The following is a 14,080-nucleotide window of genomic DNA, read 5'->3' on the forward strand; positions in this document are numbered from 1 at the left end:
CAACAAACCACTCCCGTCCCACGGAGGAGACACGCATGAAATTGGCTTTCACCACCGGCCTGCTGTGCCTGGCCGGCATCGCCGCATCGGCGCACGCCGCACCCGTCAAGATCGGCCTGATCGAAACGCTGTCCGGCCCGCAGGCCTCGACCGGCCTGATGTTCCGCGCCGCCGTCAAATATGAGCTGGACCGCATCAACGCAGCGGGCGGCTGGAACGGCCAGCCGCTGGAACTGGTTGAGTTCGACAACCAGGGCGGCCCCGTGGGCGCGTCCGACCGCTTCCGCGCCGCCGCCGCCGAAGGCGTGCAGGTGCTGGTGCAGGGCTCGTCGTCGGCCATCTCGGGCCAACTGACCGAAGACGTGCGCAAGCACAACCTGCGCAACCCCGGCAAGGAAGTCGTCTTCCTGAACGTGGGTGGCGAAGCGCTGGAACTGACCGGCCAGAAGTGCCACTTCTACCACTTCCGTTTCACCACCAATGCCGACCTGCGGGTGAAGTCGCTGGCGTCAGTCATGTCGGCCGACGGCACGCTGGGCAAGCGCGTGTACGCCATCAACCAGAACTATTCCTGGGGCCAGGACATGGAGGACGCCACCGAGCGTTTCGCCAAGCAATACGGCTATGAAGTGGTGGGCAAGACGCTGCACGAAGTCAACAAGATCCAGGACTTCGCACCCTACGTCGCGCGCATCCGCTCGGCCTCGCCCGACACCGTCATCACGGGCAACTGGTCCAACGACCTGCTGCTGTTGATGAAGGCCACGCAGGCCGGCGGCCTGAAGGTGCGTTTCGCCACCGTGTTCCTGGACCAGGTGGGCAACCTGGCCAACGCCGGCGAGGTGGCGATGGGGCATTACATCGCCCATCCGTACAACATCGAAGCGGCGGGCGAAGAAGGCGCCAAGTTCGCCGAAGACTACAAGGCCAAGACGGGCCACTACCCCAGCTATACGGAACCGCAGACGGTGATCGGCATGCGCTTTCTGGGTGAAGCACTGAAGCAGGTGCAGCCCCAGGACGGCAAGCTGTCCGTGCCGGCGTTGGCGAATGCGTTGGAGAAAGTCACGTATACCTCGGCGCTGGGCAAGTACACGATGCGCGCCGAAGACCACCAGGTGCAGTTGCCGATGGTGGTGTCCAAGGTCAGCAAGAACGCCAAGTACAAGGCCGACGGCACGGACATGGGCTTCGAGCCGGTGAAGGTGTTGACGGCGGCGGACGTGTCGGCGCCAGTGCAGGCGACGTGCAAGATGAAGCGGCCGGGGTAGGGCTGCATGATGGGTTGCGCGCGTTCGGGACTTGCGTACGTGGCGTGATTTTCGCGCGCTCCACCCATCCTACGTAGGATGGGTGGAGCGCGGCGATGTCGCCCCGCGAACCCCGATTTGAACCGCGCGCAACCCATCACCCGCACCCCCAAAAAAACATGCTCCCCCGGCGCGGGCCGGCTCGCAACACGCCCCGCCGTCTTGACGCAAGAATGATGGATCAGACATGGAATACTTTACCGTCTCGCTGTTGAACGGCGTGATCTACGGCCTGCTGCTATTCATGGTGTCGGCGGGCCTGACGCTGATTTTCGGGATGATGGGCGTGCTGAATTTCGCGCACGCCTCGTTCTACATGATCGGCGCCTACGCCGCCTATACGCTTTCGCCCGTCACCGGTTTCTGGACGGCGCTGGTGCTGGCCACCCTTATCGCGGGCGTGCTGGGCATGGGCGTTGAACGCTTTTTCCTGCGCCGCGTCCACAAGTTCGGCCATGCGCAGGAACTGCTGGTCACTTTCGGGCTGGCCTTCATCGTGGCCGAGCTCATCAAGCTGTTCTACGGTGACTTCCCCGTTGACTACCGCGTTCCCCAATTCCTGAACTTCGCGGCCTTTCGCGTGTTCGATGCGGACTACCCCTTCTACCGCCTCTTGATGGGCGGCGTGTCGCTGGCGATGTTCGCCGTCATCTACCTGCTGCTGTCGCGCACCCGCGTGGGCATCGTCGTGCGCTCGGCCATCTACCGGCCGCGCATGGCCGAAGCGCTGGGCCACAACGTGCCGCTCGTCTTCATGAGCGTGTTCGGCGTGGGCGCGGCCATGGCCGGCCTTGCCGGCGCGGTGGCGGGCGCGTTCTACACCACCAACCCCAACATGGCGCTTGAATTGGGCGTGCTGGTGTTCGTGGTGGTCGTCGTGGGCGGGCTGGGCTCGCTGGAAGGCGCCATGATCGCCTCGTTGCTGATCGGCCTGATCAGTTCGTTCTCGGTCGGTATCGACGCCAGCCTGGCCTCGCTCTTCGGCCTGTTCGGCGCGGGCGAATGGGCCGAAAGCGTGGGCGGCCTGATGACCGTGAAGGTGTCCAGCCTGGCGGCCACCCTGCCCTTCCTGCTGATGCTGGTGGTGCTGCTGGTCAAGCCGTCGGGGCTGAAGGGAGAGCAAGCATGAGCCACACCCGTCTTGCCTCCGGCGCCTTGCTGCTGGCCCTGTGCGTGGCCGCGCTGTGCGCCTTGCCCTGGCTGTTGCCCCCGGGCCAGTTGGTGGCCGCCGTGCAGATGCTGATTGCCGCGCTCTTCGCCTGCGCCTTCAACCTGCTGGCCGGCCAGGGCGGCATGCTGTCCTTCGGCCATGCCGCCTACTTTGGCGTGGGCACCTTCGCCACCATCCACGCCATGAACGCCCTGGGCGGCGCGGGCCTGTTGCCCACGCCCTTGATGCCGCTGGTGGGCGGCGTGGCCGGGCTGTTGTTCGGGCTGGTCGCCGGCTGGTTCGCCACCATGCGTTCGGGCGTGTACTTTTCGATGATCACGTTGGCGCTGGCTGAACTGCTGCACGCGCTGGCGCCGCACCTGAAAGGTGTGTTCGGCGGCGAAGCGGGCGTGTCCGCCATGCGCATGCCGGCCTGGGGCTTTACCTTTGGTTCCGACATCGAGGTGTACTTCCTGGTGCTGGCCTGGGTGCTGATTTCGCTTGCCGCACTGTACGGCCTGACCCGCACGCCGCTGGGCCGCTTGACGCTGGGCCTGCGCGAAAACGCCAACCGCCTGCGCTACCTGGGCTACCGCCCGCACACGCTCAAGACCATGGTGTTCGCCTTGTCGGCCATGTTCGCCGGCATCGCGGGCGGCTTGCAGGGTTTGAACATCGAAGCCGGCAACTACGTGCTGTTCGAGGTCAAGCTGTCCACCGACGCCGTGCTGTTCGCCTACATCGGCGGCGTGAATGCCTTCCTGGGCCCGGTGCTGGGCGCCGCCGTGCTGACGTTCCTGTCGCAGACGCTGGCCGACATCACGCGCTCGTGGCTGCTGTACCAAGGCGTGCTGTTTGTGCTGGTGATGCTGTTCGTGCCCGATGGTTTGGTGGGCCTGGTGCAGCGCGCCGCCAAGTCGCTGCGTGAACGCGGCCTGGCCAACTGGCTGCCGCGCGCGCTGGTGTCGGTGGCGGGCGGCCTGCTGTTGACTGCCGCCACCGTGTTCTCGGTGGAACTGCTGCAACGCATGTTCGCGCGCGACTACCGTTCGCTGCTGGCCATGAACCCCGACGCCGGTTGGCCTGCCATCCCCCTGTTCGGCCACGACTGGGCGCCGCTGGCCTTGTCGACCTGGCTGGTGCCAGTGACGCTGTTCGCCTTGGGGCTGGCGGCCTGCCGCTGGGCGCTGGCCCTGTGGCGCAACGACGGCGATGCCGCCCCCGTGCTGGAGCCCGCAAAATGAGCCACGACATCCTGACCCTGACCGATGTGCGCAAGTCCTTTGGCCAAGCGGAAATCATCCAAGGCGTGAACCTGGCCGTCGAAGCCGGTGAACGCCATGCGGTCATCGGCCCCAACGGCGCCGGCAAGTCCACGCTGTTCCACCTGATGTCGGGCTCGTTCGCGCCCACCTCGGGCAACATCAACCTGCGCTCGCAATCCATCGGCGGCCTGACGCCCGAAGCCATCAACCGGCTGGGGCTGGCGCGTTCGTTCCAGATCACCAATGTGTTCCCGCGCCTGTCCGTGCGTGAAAACCTGCGCCTGGCCGTGCAGCGCATGCACGGGCTGGTCTACAACTTCTGGCGGCCCATCGCGCGCAACCGGGCGGTGAACGAAGACGTGGACCGTCTGCTGGAAAAAGTACGCCTGACGCCCAAGCAACACACCGCCGCGGGCGACCTGAATTATTCCGAACAGCGCTCGCTGGAAATCGGCATGACGCTGGCCTCGCGCCCCAAGGTCATCCTGCTGGATGAACCCATGGCCGGCATGTCGCAGCACGAAGTCGATTACACGGTGGAACTCATCAAGGACGTCACGCGCGACTGCACCTTGCTGATCGTCGAACACGACATGCAGGTGGTGTTTTCCTTGGCCGACCGCATCAGCGTGCTGGTGTATGGCGAAATCCTGGCCACCGGCACGCCCGCCGACATCCGTGGCGACGCCCGCGTGCGCGAAGCCTATCTGGGAGAGGAAACGGTATGAGTATTGACACAACCCCGCACCCAACCCCTTCATCGCCCCTGCTCAGCCTGCAAGGCGTGCATGCGCACTACGGCAAGAGCCACATCCTGCATGGCATCGACCTGTCCATCGGGCGCGGCGAAGTCGTCAGCCTGCTGGGCCGCAACGGCGCGGGCCGCTCCACCACCCTGAAGAGCATCATGGGTTTGGTGGACGTGACCGGTGGCCGCATCGCCATTGAAGGGCGCGACATCACCAACAAGCGCCCCTTTGAAATCGCGCGCGCCGGGCTGGGCTTTGTGCCGGAAGAACGCGAGGTCTTCGCCAACCTGACCGTGGACGAAAACCTGCGCATGGGCGAACAGCCCAAGCGCGACGACGCGCCGCACTGGACCGCCGCGCAAATGTTCGACTATTTCCCGCGCCTGAAGGAACGCAGCAACACCCGCGCCGGCAACCTGTCGGGTGGCGAACAGCAGATGCTGACCATGTGCCGTTCGCTGCTGGGCAACCCCAAGGTGATGCTGATCGACGAACCCACCGAAGGGTTGGCGCCGAAGATCGTGGAAGTGATTGCTGACGTGATCCGCGATATCCACAAGCGCGGCGTATCAGTCGTGCTGGTGGAACAGAAGCTGACGATTGCGCTGAAAGTGTCAACGCGCGTCAGCGTCATGGGCCATGGCCGCATCGTGTTCGAAGGACCGCCCGCGCAGTTGCATGAGCGCCAGGACGTCGTCCAGGAATGGCTGGCGGTCTGACCGCCGCCCGTACGCAAATCCTCTACAGGCACCTATCTTGGACCACACTCCCTTGGACCACCCCACAGAAGTCATTCACAGCGAACTGCGCGGCCAGCGCGTCGTCATTACCGGCGGCGCCAAGGGCATCGGCTTTTCCACCGCGCAAGCCTTCGTGCGCCAAGGCGCGCGCGTGGCCTTGCTGGACATGGACGCCGCCGCGCTGGACGCCGCCGTGGCGGAACTGACAGCGGCGGGCGGCGACGCCATGGCCGTGCAGGCCTCCGTGACCGACGCCGACGCGGTCGAGCGCGCGTTCGCCCAGGTCGAACAGGCCTGGGGCGGCATCGACGTATTGATCAACAACGCCGGCATCTCCGCCAACAAACCCACGCTGGAAGTCACCGTGGACGAATGGCGCCGCGCTGTCGACATCAACCTGACAGGCGTATTTCTTTGCGCCCAGGCGGCTGGCCGCCGCATGGTGCCGGCCGGCTCGGGCTGCATCATCAACCTGGCCTCGATGTACGGCGTAGTGGCCGCGCCCGACCGCGCCGCCTACTGCGCCACCAAGGGCGCCGTTGTGCTCTTGACCGAAACGCTGGCGGTGGAATGGGGCCCGATGGGGGTGCGCGTGAACGCGCTCGCGCCCGGCTACGTGGAAACCGACCTGGTGCGTGACCTGGCGGCGCGCGGCCGTCTTGACCCCGAACGTCTCAAGCAGCGCACGCCCTTGCGACGCATGGCGCAGCCGGCCGAAATGGCCGACCTGGCGGTGTTCCTGGCATCGCGCCAGGCCGCCTACATCACCGGACACACCCTGGTGGCCGATGGCGGTTGGAGCCGCTACAGCTACCTTTAATCGTACTGACGCTAAAAACATTCTGGAGACACACTCATGGCCACCTACCAACCGCTTGAGCCCCAAGCGCCCTGGCGGCAACTGACGGTTGACGCGGGCGACTGGCAGCAGGCGGACCCCGCCTTGCTCGGCACCATGCTGACCCAGTTGCACTGGATACGCGCCTTTGAAGAGGCCGTGCTGGAACTGGCCGCCGAAGGCCTGGTGCACGGCCCCGCGCACTCGTCCGTGGGCCAGGAAGGCGGCGCGGTCGGTTCCGTGCTGGCCTTGGGCGCGGGCGACCAGATCAACGGCTCGCATCGCGGGCACCATCAGTTTCTGGCCAAGGCGCTGCAACACGTCGCCCCGCTGGGCCTGGACCCGCGCAACCCGCTCACGCCCGCCATCGACGAGGTGCTGCAAAAAACGCTGGCCGAGATCATGGGCCTGGCGCAAGGGTTCTGCCGGGGCCGTGGGGGCAGCATGCACCTGCGCTGGCTGGAAGCGGGCGCGCTGGGCACCAACGCCATCGTGGGCGGCGGCGTGCCGCTGGCGGCGGGCGCGGGCTGGGCGCACAAGCACGCGGGCACCGACCGCGTGGCCGTCACCTACTTCGGCGACGGCGCGGTAAACATCGGGTCCGTGCTGGAAACGATGAACCTGACCGCCGCGTGGAAAACGCCGCTGTGCTTCTTCATCGAAAACAACCGCTACGCCGTGTCCACCACGGTGGAAGAGTCCACCGCCGAACCGCGCCTGTCGGCACGCGGCCTGGCCTTCAACATTCCATCGTGGAAGGTGGACGGCATGGATCCGCTGGCCGTGCATCTGGCCATGTCGGAAGCCGTGGCGCACATGCGCGCCGGCAACGGCCCGACCATCGTGGAAGTGGACGTGTACCGCTTCTTCCACCAGAACGGCCCGTTTCCCGGCAGCGCATTTGGCTACCGCACGAAAGACGAAGAAGCACAGTGGCGCCGCCGCGATCCCTTGGACAAGATCGCCACCGAAATGCTGGGCCGCCAACTGATCACGCAAGCGGAAGTGGACGCGCTGCGCCAGCGCTGCAAGGACGTCATGAAAGACGTGTGCGGCCGCCTGACCGAAGCGGCGGACGGCGGCAAGCGCCGCGTGCGCGCCGACCTTTGGCCGCGCCCGGACTTCCGCGACGTGGGCCTGCGCAGTGATGGGTCCGAACTGGCCGGCCTGCGCTATCAGGACGCCGACGACTACACGGGCACCAAGGTCGAACGCAAGTTCGTCGACGCCGTGGCCGACGTGCTGGACCGCCGCATGGAAACCGACCCCGGCGTCGTGGTGCTGGGCGAAGACGTGCACCGCTTGAAGGGCGGCACCAACGGCGCCACGCGCGGCCTGAAGGACAAGTACCCCGACCGCGTGCTGGGCACCCCGATTTCCGAGAACGCCTTCGCCGGCTTGGGCGGCGGGCTGGCCATGGACGGGCGCTACAAGCCCATCGTTGAATTCATGTACCCCGACTTCATGTGGGTGGCGGCCGACCAGATCTTCAACCAGATCGGCAAGGCGCGCCATATGTTCGGCGGCGATATCGACGTGCCCTTCGTGCTGCGCACCAAGGTCGCGATGGGCACGGGCTACGGCTCGCAGCATTCGATGGACCCGGCCGGCATCTTCGCCACCGCGCCGGGCTGGCGCATCGTGGCGCCGTCCACGCCTTACGACTACGTGGGTCTGATGAACACCGCGCTGGCCTCCAAGGACCCGGTGCTGGTCATTGAACATGTGGACTTGTATGCGTCGTCGGGCGAAGTGGCCGATGGCGATCTGGACTACGCCATTCCGTTTGGCCGCGCCCGCGTGCGCCGCGAGGGCGGCAAGGTCACCATCCTGACCTACCTGTCGATGGTCAGCCGCGCGCTCAAGGCGGCCGAGGAAGCAGGCGTGGACGCCGAAGTGATCGACCTGCGCACGCTGGACCGCGCCAGCCTCGATTGGGACACCATCGGCGCCAGCATCCAGAAGACCAACAACGTGCTGATCGTGGAGCAAGGCGCGCGCGGCACGTCCTACGGCGCGATGCTGTCCGACGAAATCCAGCGCCGCTACTTCGATTGGCTGGATCAGCCGATCAAGCGCGTCACTGGCGGCGAAGCCTCGCCCAGCATCTCGAAGGTGCTGGAACGCGCGGCGTTCGCCGACACCGAGGAAGTGCTGGCGGGCCTGGCAGACGTGCTGGCTGATCTGGGAGAACAGGCATGAGCGCACTGCACATGACCGTGCCGATGGAAGTCGGCATCTGCTGCCAGGACCTGGACGCGCTGCTGGCGTTCTACACGGACGTCGTCGGCCTGACGCTGATAAACCGCGTGAGCGTGCCGGCCGACAAGGCGCGCGCGACCGGGCTGACCGCGCACGGCTACGACGTGGCGCGCTTGCAGACGCCTTACGGCGAACGCATCAAGCTGCTGCAACCCAGCGTGGCGCCTGACGCCGCCGTGCGCGGCGCGGCCATCCTGGACCGCCAGGGCGCCACCTACCTGACCTTTATCGTGCGCGACCTGGCCGGCGTGGTGCGCGGCCTGCAAGCCCGTGGCGTGGTGTTCGACAGCGAACCCGCGCCGATGGAAGTGCGCCCCGGCACCTGGCTGGCATTCTTCCGCGACCCCGAAGGCAACGTGCTGGAACTGGTCGAATACGACGATCCCGCCGCCTACCGGCCCGACCTGGCCGCCGCCGCTAACTAGGACGAACATCGTGGCTCACCTAATCAAGCTCCCTTCAATTGCCGCCGATACGTCGGACGGCAACCTGCATCAGTGGCTAAAGAAAGAAGGCGACCCGGTTGCCGTCGGCGACGCGCTGGCGGAAATCGAAACCGAAAAAGCCATAGTCGAAATCAATGCCGAACACGCGGGCGTGCTGGGCCGCATCGTGGTCCCGGCCGGCGCGGCGTCGGTGCCGATCAATACGGTGATTGGTGTATTGCTGGCCGAGGGCGATGATGTATCGGCAATTGATCGCGTGTTGGCGGAACATGGTGGGACGGCGGCGGGATCGTCGGGTGCTGCCGCGGCTGCTGCTGGATCGTCGGGCAATACGGCATCAAGTGCTGCGACGTCGGCTGACGCAGCGTCGGCTGCTGTGAAGTCCGATGCCGGAGCGCCGGCCGCCGGAGCGCCGGCCGCCGGATCGCCGGCCGCCAGATCGCCAGCCGCCAGCACCCCATCCGCGTCTGGCGATGTGCCCGCCTCCAACACCCCCGTCCCCGGCGGACGCCTGTTCGCCAGCCCCTTGGCGCGCCGGCTGGCAGCGCAGTGGCATGTGAACTTGCTGGGCGTGACCGGCACAGGCCCACATGGCCGCATCGTGCGCCGCGATGTCGAATCCGCGCGCGACCGAGCACCCGCTGCCACGACCGTGTCCCCGCCTTCGTCGACCCGCCCCGCTGCCCGCCGTGTGCCGCACACCGGCATGCGCCGCGCCATCGCCCGCCGCCTGACCGAAAGCAAGCAGAACGTGCCGCACTTCTACCTGTCGGTGGACTGCAAGATGGACGCGCTGCTGGCGTTGCGCTCGCAAGCCAATCAAGGCGGCGCGGTGAAGCTGTCGGTCAACGACTTCATCGTGCGCGCCGCCGCGCTGGCGCTGCGCGAAGTGCCTGAAGTGAATGTCAGTTGGCACGACGACGCCATCGAATACCACGCGGGCGCCGACATCTCAGTGGCCGTCGCCACCGACGGCGGTCTCGTCACGCCCATCGTGCGCGACGCCGACGTGAAGCCGCTGTCGGCCATCGCCGCCGAAATCGTCGAACTGGCCGGCCGCGCCAAGGTCAGCCGCTTGAAGCCCGAGGAATTCACGGGCGGATCGCTTACCGTCAGCAACCTGGGCATGTACGGCATCAGCCAGTTCGCCGCCATCATCAACCCGCCGCAGGCCGCCATCCTGGCCGTGGGCGCGGCCGAACGCCGGCCTGTCGTGGGCGAGAACGGCGAGCTGGTGGCGGCCACCGTCATGACGGTGACCTTGTCGGCTGACCACCGCGCGGTGGACGGCGCGGTCGGCGCACGCTGGCTGGCGGCCTTGCGCACGCTGATCGAAAACCCCGTGCGGATTTTGCTGTGAGGTCGGTGATGACGAAAACGGATGCGGATTTTTTGCTGCGAGGCCCGCGATGACGAAGACTGAGTTTGATCTGATCGTCGTGGGCGGCGGCCCCGGCGGCTACGTCGCCGCCATTCGCGCCGCGCAACTGGGCATGTCGGTGGCGCTGGTGGAACGCGCCGAGCTGGGCGGCATCTGCCTGAACTGGGGCTGCATTCCCACCAAGGCGCTGTTGCACAGCGCGACGGTGCTGCGCGCCTGCCAGGAAGCCTCGCACTACGGCGTAACGGGTTCAGGCGAGGCACGCGCCGACCTTGCCGCCATGGTGGCAAGGTCACGCAAGGTGGCGGGCCGGCTGGGCCAGGGCGTTGCACACCTGATGAAGAAGAACGGCGTGACGGTGTTCGCGGCCACGGCAAAGTTGGCGGGCGCGGGCAAGCTGGCGCTAGACAACGGTACGACGCTGACGGGCAAACAGTCGATCGCCAACGGCACCACGCTGACGGCCAAGCACATCATTCTGGCGACCGGCGCGCGTGCCCGAGAACTACCCGCGTTACCAGTGGGCGAACGCATCTGGACCTATCGCCAGGCCTTGACGCCGGACGCGATCCCGAAGTCCTTGCTGGTGGTGGGTGCCGGCGCCATTGGAGCAGAGTTCGCCAGCTTCTACCGCGCCATCGGATCTGAAGTCACGCTGATCGACATGACGCCCGAAATCCTGCCGCAAGAAGACGCGGAGATCTCGCAGTTGGCACGCAAGGCATTTGAGAAGCAAGGCATCCGCGTGCTGACGCAATGCGCCGTCACGGCGTCTGCGTTGACCAACACGGGCGTCAAGGTCACGCTGGAACAGCAAGGCAAGAAGACGGAACTTGAAGTAGACCGTGTCATCGTTGCGGCCGGCATCGTGGGGAACGTGGAAAACCTGGGGCTGGAGCAAACGCGTGTGAGGGTCGAAAAAGCCCACATCGTCACCGACGGTTTTTGCCGCACGGACGAACCGGGCATCTACGCCATCGGCGACGTGGCCGGCGCACCCTGGCTGGCCCACAAGGCCAGCCACGAAGCCGTGCTGTGCGTGGAAGCCATTGCCGGCAAAGCCGTCCACGCCATCGACCCCCTGCGCATTCCCGCCTGCACGTATTCGTATCCGCAAGTGGCCAGCATCGGCATGACGGAAGCCCGTGCGCGCGAACACGCGAAGGCGCATGGCGGCGACATCCGCGTCGGCAAATTCAGCTTCGCGGGCAACGGCAAGGCCATCGCCATGGGCGAAGACCAGGGCCTGGTGAAGACGGTGTTCGATGCAAAATCGGGAGAATTGCTGGGCGCCCACATCATCCACCCGGAAGCGTCAGAGCTGATCACGGGCTACGGCGTGGCAACCTCATTGGAGGCGACCGAGGAAGATCTGATGCACACCGTTTTCGCACACCCGACCTTGTCGGAAACACTGCACGAATCGGTATTAAACGCGTTTGGACGGGCGCTGCATGGGTAAGATCGCCTGATGGGTTCCGCGCGATCAGCGTCCGCCCACCGGTGACATGCAACACGCGCTGCACCCATCCTACAAAGGAACGGCCAGCCCACGTAGGATGGGTGCAGCGCGGCACCACAACCAAAAGCAAAGCAACCGCCCATCGCGCAAAACCCATCAGCAAGCGCATGAGCACCACCGTCGATGGACACGACGATAAGAAACCCAACCATCACCCGTAGGATGGGTGCAGCGCGGCACCACCGTCAAAATCAAGCAACCATCCATCGCGCGAAACCCATCAACAAGCGCATGAGCACCGCCGTTGATGGACACGACGATAAGAAACCCAACCACCACCCGTAGGATGGGTGCAGCGCGGCACCATCGTCAAAATCAAGCAACCATCCATCGCGCGAAACCCATCAGCAAGCGCATTAAGCACCGCCGTTGATGGACACGACGATAAGAAACCCAACCATCACCCGTAGGATGGGTGCAGCGCGGCACCATCGTCAAAATCAAGCAACCATCCATCGCGCGAAACCCATCAGCAAACGCATGAGCACCGCCGTCGATGCATACGACGGTAAACAACCACCACCCGTAGGATGGGTGCAGCGCGGCACCACCGTCAGAATCAAGCAACCATCCATCGCGCGAAACCCATCAACAAGCGCATTAAGCACCGCCGTTGATGGACACGACGATAAGAAACCCAACCACCACCCGTAGGATGGGTGCAGCGCGGCACCACCGTCAAAATCAAGCAACCGTCCATCGCGCGAAACCCATCAACAAGCGCATTAAGCACCGCCGTTGATGGACACGACGATAAGAAACCCAACCACCACCCGTAGGATGGGTGCAGCGCGGCACCATCGTCAAAATCAAGCAACCGTCCATCGCGCGAAACCCATCAGCAAACGCATGAGCACCGCCGTTGATGGACACGACGATAAGAAACCCAACCATCACCCGTAGGATGGGTGCAGCGCGGCACCACCGTCAAAATCAAGCAACCGTCCATCGCGCGAAACCCATCAGCAAACGCATGAGCACCGCCGTTGATGGACACGACGACAAGAAACCCAACCATCACCCGTAGGATGGGTGCAGCGCGGCACCATCGTCAAAATCAAGCAACCGTCCATCGCGCGAAACCCATCAACAAGCGCATTAAGCACCGCCGTTGATGGACACGACGATAAGAAACCCAACCACCACCCGTAGGATGGGTGCAGCGCGGCACCATCGTCAAAATCAAGCAACCGTCCATCGCGCGAAACCCATCAGCAAACGCATGAGCACCGCCGTTGATGGACACGACGATAAGAAACCCAACCATCACCCGTAGGATGGGTGCAGCGCGGCACCACCGTCAAAATCAAGCAAACATCCATCGCGCGAAACCCATCAGCAAGCGCATCAGCACCACCGTCGATGGACACGACGACAAGAAACCCAACCATCACCCGTAGGATGGGTGCAGCGCGGCACCACCGTCAAAATCAAGCAAACATCCATCGCGCGAAACCCATCACACCCGCCCCGCAAAAAAATCCAAAAAGCACGCAATCCGTCGCGACAATTGCGTATTCCGGTGGTACACCGCGTGCATCGGTTGCAGCTGATCGCTGTATACCCCTTCCATCACCTTCACCAACCGCCCCGCTGCAATATCCTCGCGCACGACGAAATCAGACAGGCAAGCGATGCCCACTCCCCGCAGCGCCAACTGCCGCTGCGTCTCGCCACTAGACGTCGCCAAGGTCGGCGTCGCCTGATAGCTGGTTCCGCCCGCATGCTTCAGCGGCCACAGGTTCAGGCTTTCGGGCTGTGTAAAACCCAGCACCTCATGCCTGGCCAAATCCTCCACCGTTTCCGGCGCCCCATGCCGGGCGATGTATTCCGGGCTGGCCATCATCCAGCGCGGTGACGGCCTCAGGACGCGCGCATGGAGCGTGGAATCCGTCAGCGGCCCCATACGAATCGCGATATCCGTGCGGTGCTCCATCAAATCCACGATGCGGTCGTTGCTGGTCAGCTCCAGCGATATTTCGGGATATTCCCGCCGGAACTCCCCCACGTGCGGCACCACGCAATGCAGCATCACCGGCACCGACGCGTCCACCCGCAAGCGTCCCGCCGGCCGCTGATGCACCATCCGCATGCACTCCTCGGCTTCTTCCAACGACGCCACGATCTGCCGCGCCTTGGGCAGGAAATGCGCGCCCTCTTCCGTCAGCTCCATGCGTCTTGTGGTGCGGTTAAGCAGCATCACGCCAAGGTCCTCTTCCAGCCGCGACAGCGCGCGGCTGACACCTGATGCGGTCTGGCCCAGGAGTTCAGCGGCGGCGCTGAGAGACCCCGCGTCCACCACCCCCAGGAACACGCGCAATGCGTCGGAATTCAAAGCCATGTGAAGCGTCCTTACGCTCGAAAAACAGCTGATCTACTGTGTGGGGAATTTACAGCTTTAATGCACTACCCCGCAG

The 14,080-nt window shown here is 65.0% G+C and carries 11 protein-coding genes; 10 read left to right on the forward strand and 1 reads right to left on the reverse strand.

From position 1 onward, the window contains the following. Positions 1-35: 35 nt before the first annotated feature. The 10 genes from ELS24_RS27525 to lpdA all read left to right on the forward strand — a co-directional run bounded on the left by ELS24_RS27525 (position 36) and on the right by lpdA (position 11,603). A complete protein-coding gene (locus ELS24_RS27525; RefSeq protein WP_050445590.1) occupies positions 36-1,271 on the forward strand; it encodes a branched-chain amino acid ABC transporter substrate-binding protein in 1,236 nt (411 codons plus the stop codon). A gap of 226 nt (positions 1,272-1,497) precedes the next feature. Further along, positions 1,498-2,439: a branched-chain amino acid ABC transporter permease gene (locus ELS24_RS27530; protein ID WP_050445589.1), complete on the forward strand. Its 942-nt coding sequence runs from the start codon at positions 1,498-1,500 to the stop codon at positions 2,437-2,439. After that, positions 2,436-3,704 (forward strand): branched-chain amino acid ABC transporter permease, encoded by a 1,269-nt coding sequence (locus ELS24_RS27535; RefSeq protein WP_127185940.1) that lies wholly within the window; start codon positions 2,436-2,438, stop codon positions 3,702-3,704. The genes ELS24_RS27530 and ELS24_RS27535 overlap by 4 nt, the downstream gene beginning before the upstream one ends. Further along, entirely contained in the window at positions 3,701-4,453 is a 753-nt protein-coding gene (locus tag ELS24_RS27540; RefSeq protein ID WP_127185941.1) for an ABC transporter ATP-binding protein, read from the forward strand. Before ELS24_RS27535 ends, ELS24_RS27540 begins: the two co-directional genes overlap by 4 nt. After that, positions 4,450-5,193 (forward strand): ABC transporter ATP-binding protein, encoded by a 744-nt coding sequence (locus ELS24_RS27545; protein ID WP_050445586.1) that lies wholly within the window; start codon positions 4,450-4,452, stop codon positions 5,191-5,193. Before ELS24_RS27540 ends, ELS24_RS27545 begins: the two co-directional genes overlap by 4 nt. Before the next feature lie 52 nt (positions 5,194-5,245). Then, on the forward strand, positions 5,246-6,034 hold the full coding sequence (locus ELS24_RS27550; RefSeq protein WP_127185942.1) for an SDR family NAD(P)-dependent oxidoreductase: 789 nt from the start codon (positions 5,246-5,248) through the stop codon (positions 6,032-6,034). A gap of 36 nt (positions 6,035-6,070) precedes the next feature. Next, positions 6,071-8,254, forward strand: coding sequence for an alpha-ketoacid dehydrogenase subunit alpha/beta (locus ELS24_RS27555; RefSeq protein WP_127185943.1), 2,184 nt, complete (start codon positions 6,071-6,073; stop codon positions 8,252-8,254). Next, positions 8,251-8,739: a VOC family protein gene (locus ELS24_RS27560; protein ID WP_127185944.1), complete on the forward strand. Its 489-nt coding sequence runs from the start codon at positions 8,251-8,253 to the stop codon at positions 8,737-8,739. The genes ELS24_RS27555 and ELS24_RS27560 overlap by 4 nt, the downstream gene beginning before the upstream one ends. A gap of 10 nt (positions 8,740-8,749) precedes the next feature. Next, the gene (locus tag ELS24_RS27565) at positions 8,750-10,120 is read left to right on the forward strand and encodes a pyruvate dehydrogenase complex dihydrolipoamide acetyltransferase (protein ID WP_127185945.1); all 1,371 of its coding nucleotides are present in this window, start codon (positions 8,750-8,752) and stop codon (positions 10,118-10,120) included. 49 nt (positions 10,121-10,169) lie between these two features. Further along, on the forward strand, positions 10,170-11,603 hold the full coding sequence (lpdA, locus tag ELS24_RS27570; RefSeq protein WP_127185946.1) for a dihydrolipoyl dehydrogenase: 1,434 nt from the start codon (positions 10,170-10,172) through the stop codon (positions 11,601-11,603). A gap of 1,519 nt (positions 11,604-13,122) precedes the next feature. Here lpdA and ELS24_RS27575 read toward each other — a convergent pair. Continuing rightward, entirely contained in the window at positions 13,123-14,004 is an 882-nt protein-coding gene (locus tag ELS24_RS27575) for a LysR family transcriptional regulator (RefSeq protein WP_050450225.1), read from the reverse strand. Positions 14,005-14,080: the final 76 nt, after the last annotated feature.

Origin of the sequence: Achromobacter spanius, from assembly GCF_003994415.1 — a bacterium.
Classification (GTDB): domain Bacteria; phylum Pseudomonadota; class Gammaproteobacteria; order Burkholderiales; family Burkholderiaceae_B; genus Achromobacter; species Achromobacter spanius_C.

Coding starts and splice junctions, on each gene's coding strand:
- ELS24_RS27525 (WP_050445590.1), top strand. CDS start 36: ATGAAATTGGCTTTCACCACCGGCCTGCTGTGCCTGGCCGGCATCGCC.
- ELS24_RS27530 (WP_050445589.1), top strand. CDS start 1,498: ATGGAATACTTTACCGTCTCGCTGTTGAACGGCGTGATCTACGGCCTG.
- ELS24_RS27535 (WP_127185940.1), top strand. CDS start 2,436: ATGAGCCACACCCGTCTTGCCTCCGGCGCCTTGCTGCTGGCCCTGTGC.
- ELS24_RS27540 (WP_127185941.1), top strand. CDS start 3,701: ATGAGCCACGACATCCTGACCCTGACCGATGTGCGCAAGTCCTTTGGC.
- ELS24_RS27545 (WP_050445586.1), top strand. CDS start 4,450: ATGAGTATTGACACAACCCCGCACCCAACCCCTTCATCGCCCCTGCTC.
- ELS24_RS27555 (WP_127185943.1), top strand. CDS start 6,071: ATGGCCACCTACCAACCGCTTGAGCCCCAAGCGCCCTGGCGGCAACTG.
- ELS24_RS27560 (WP_127185944.1), top strand. CDS start 8,251: ATGAGCGCACTGCACATGACCGTGCCGATGGAAGTCGGCATCTGCTGC.
- lpdA (WP_127185946.1), top strand. CDS start 10,170: ATGACGAAGACTGAGTTTGATCTGATCGTCGTGGGCGGCGGCCCCGGC.
- ELS24_RS27575 (WP_050450225.1), bottom strand. CDS start 14,004: ATGGCTTTGAATTCCGACGCATTGCGCGTGTTCCTGGGGGTGGTGGAC.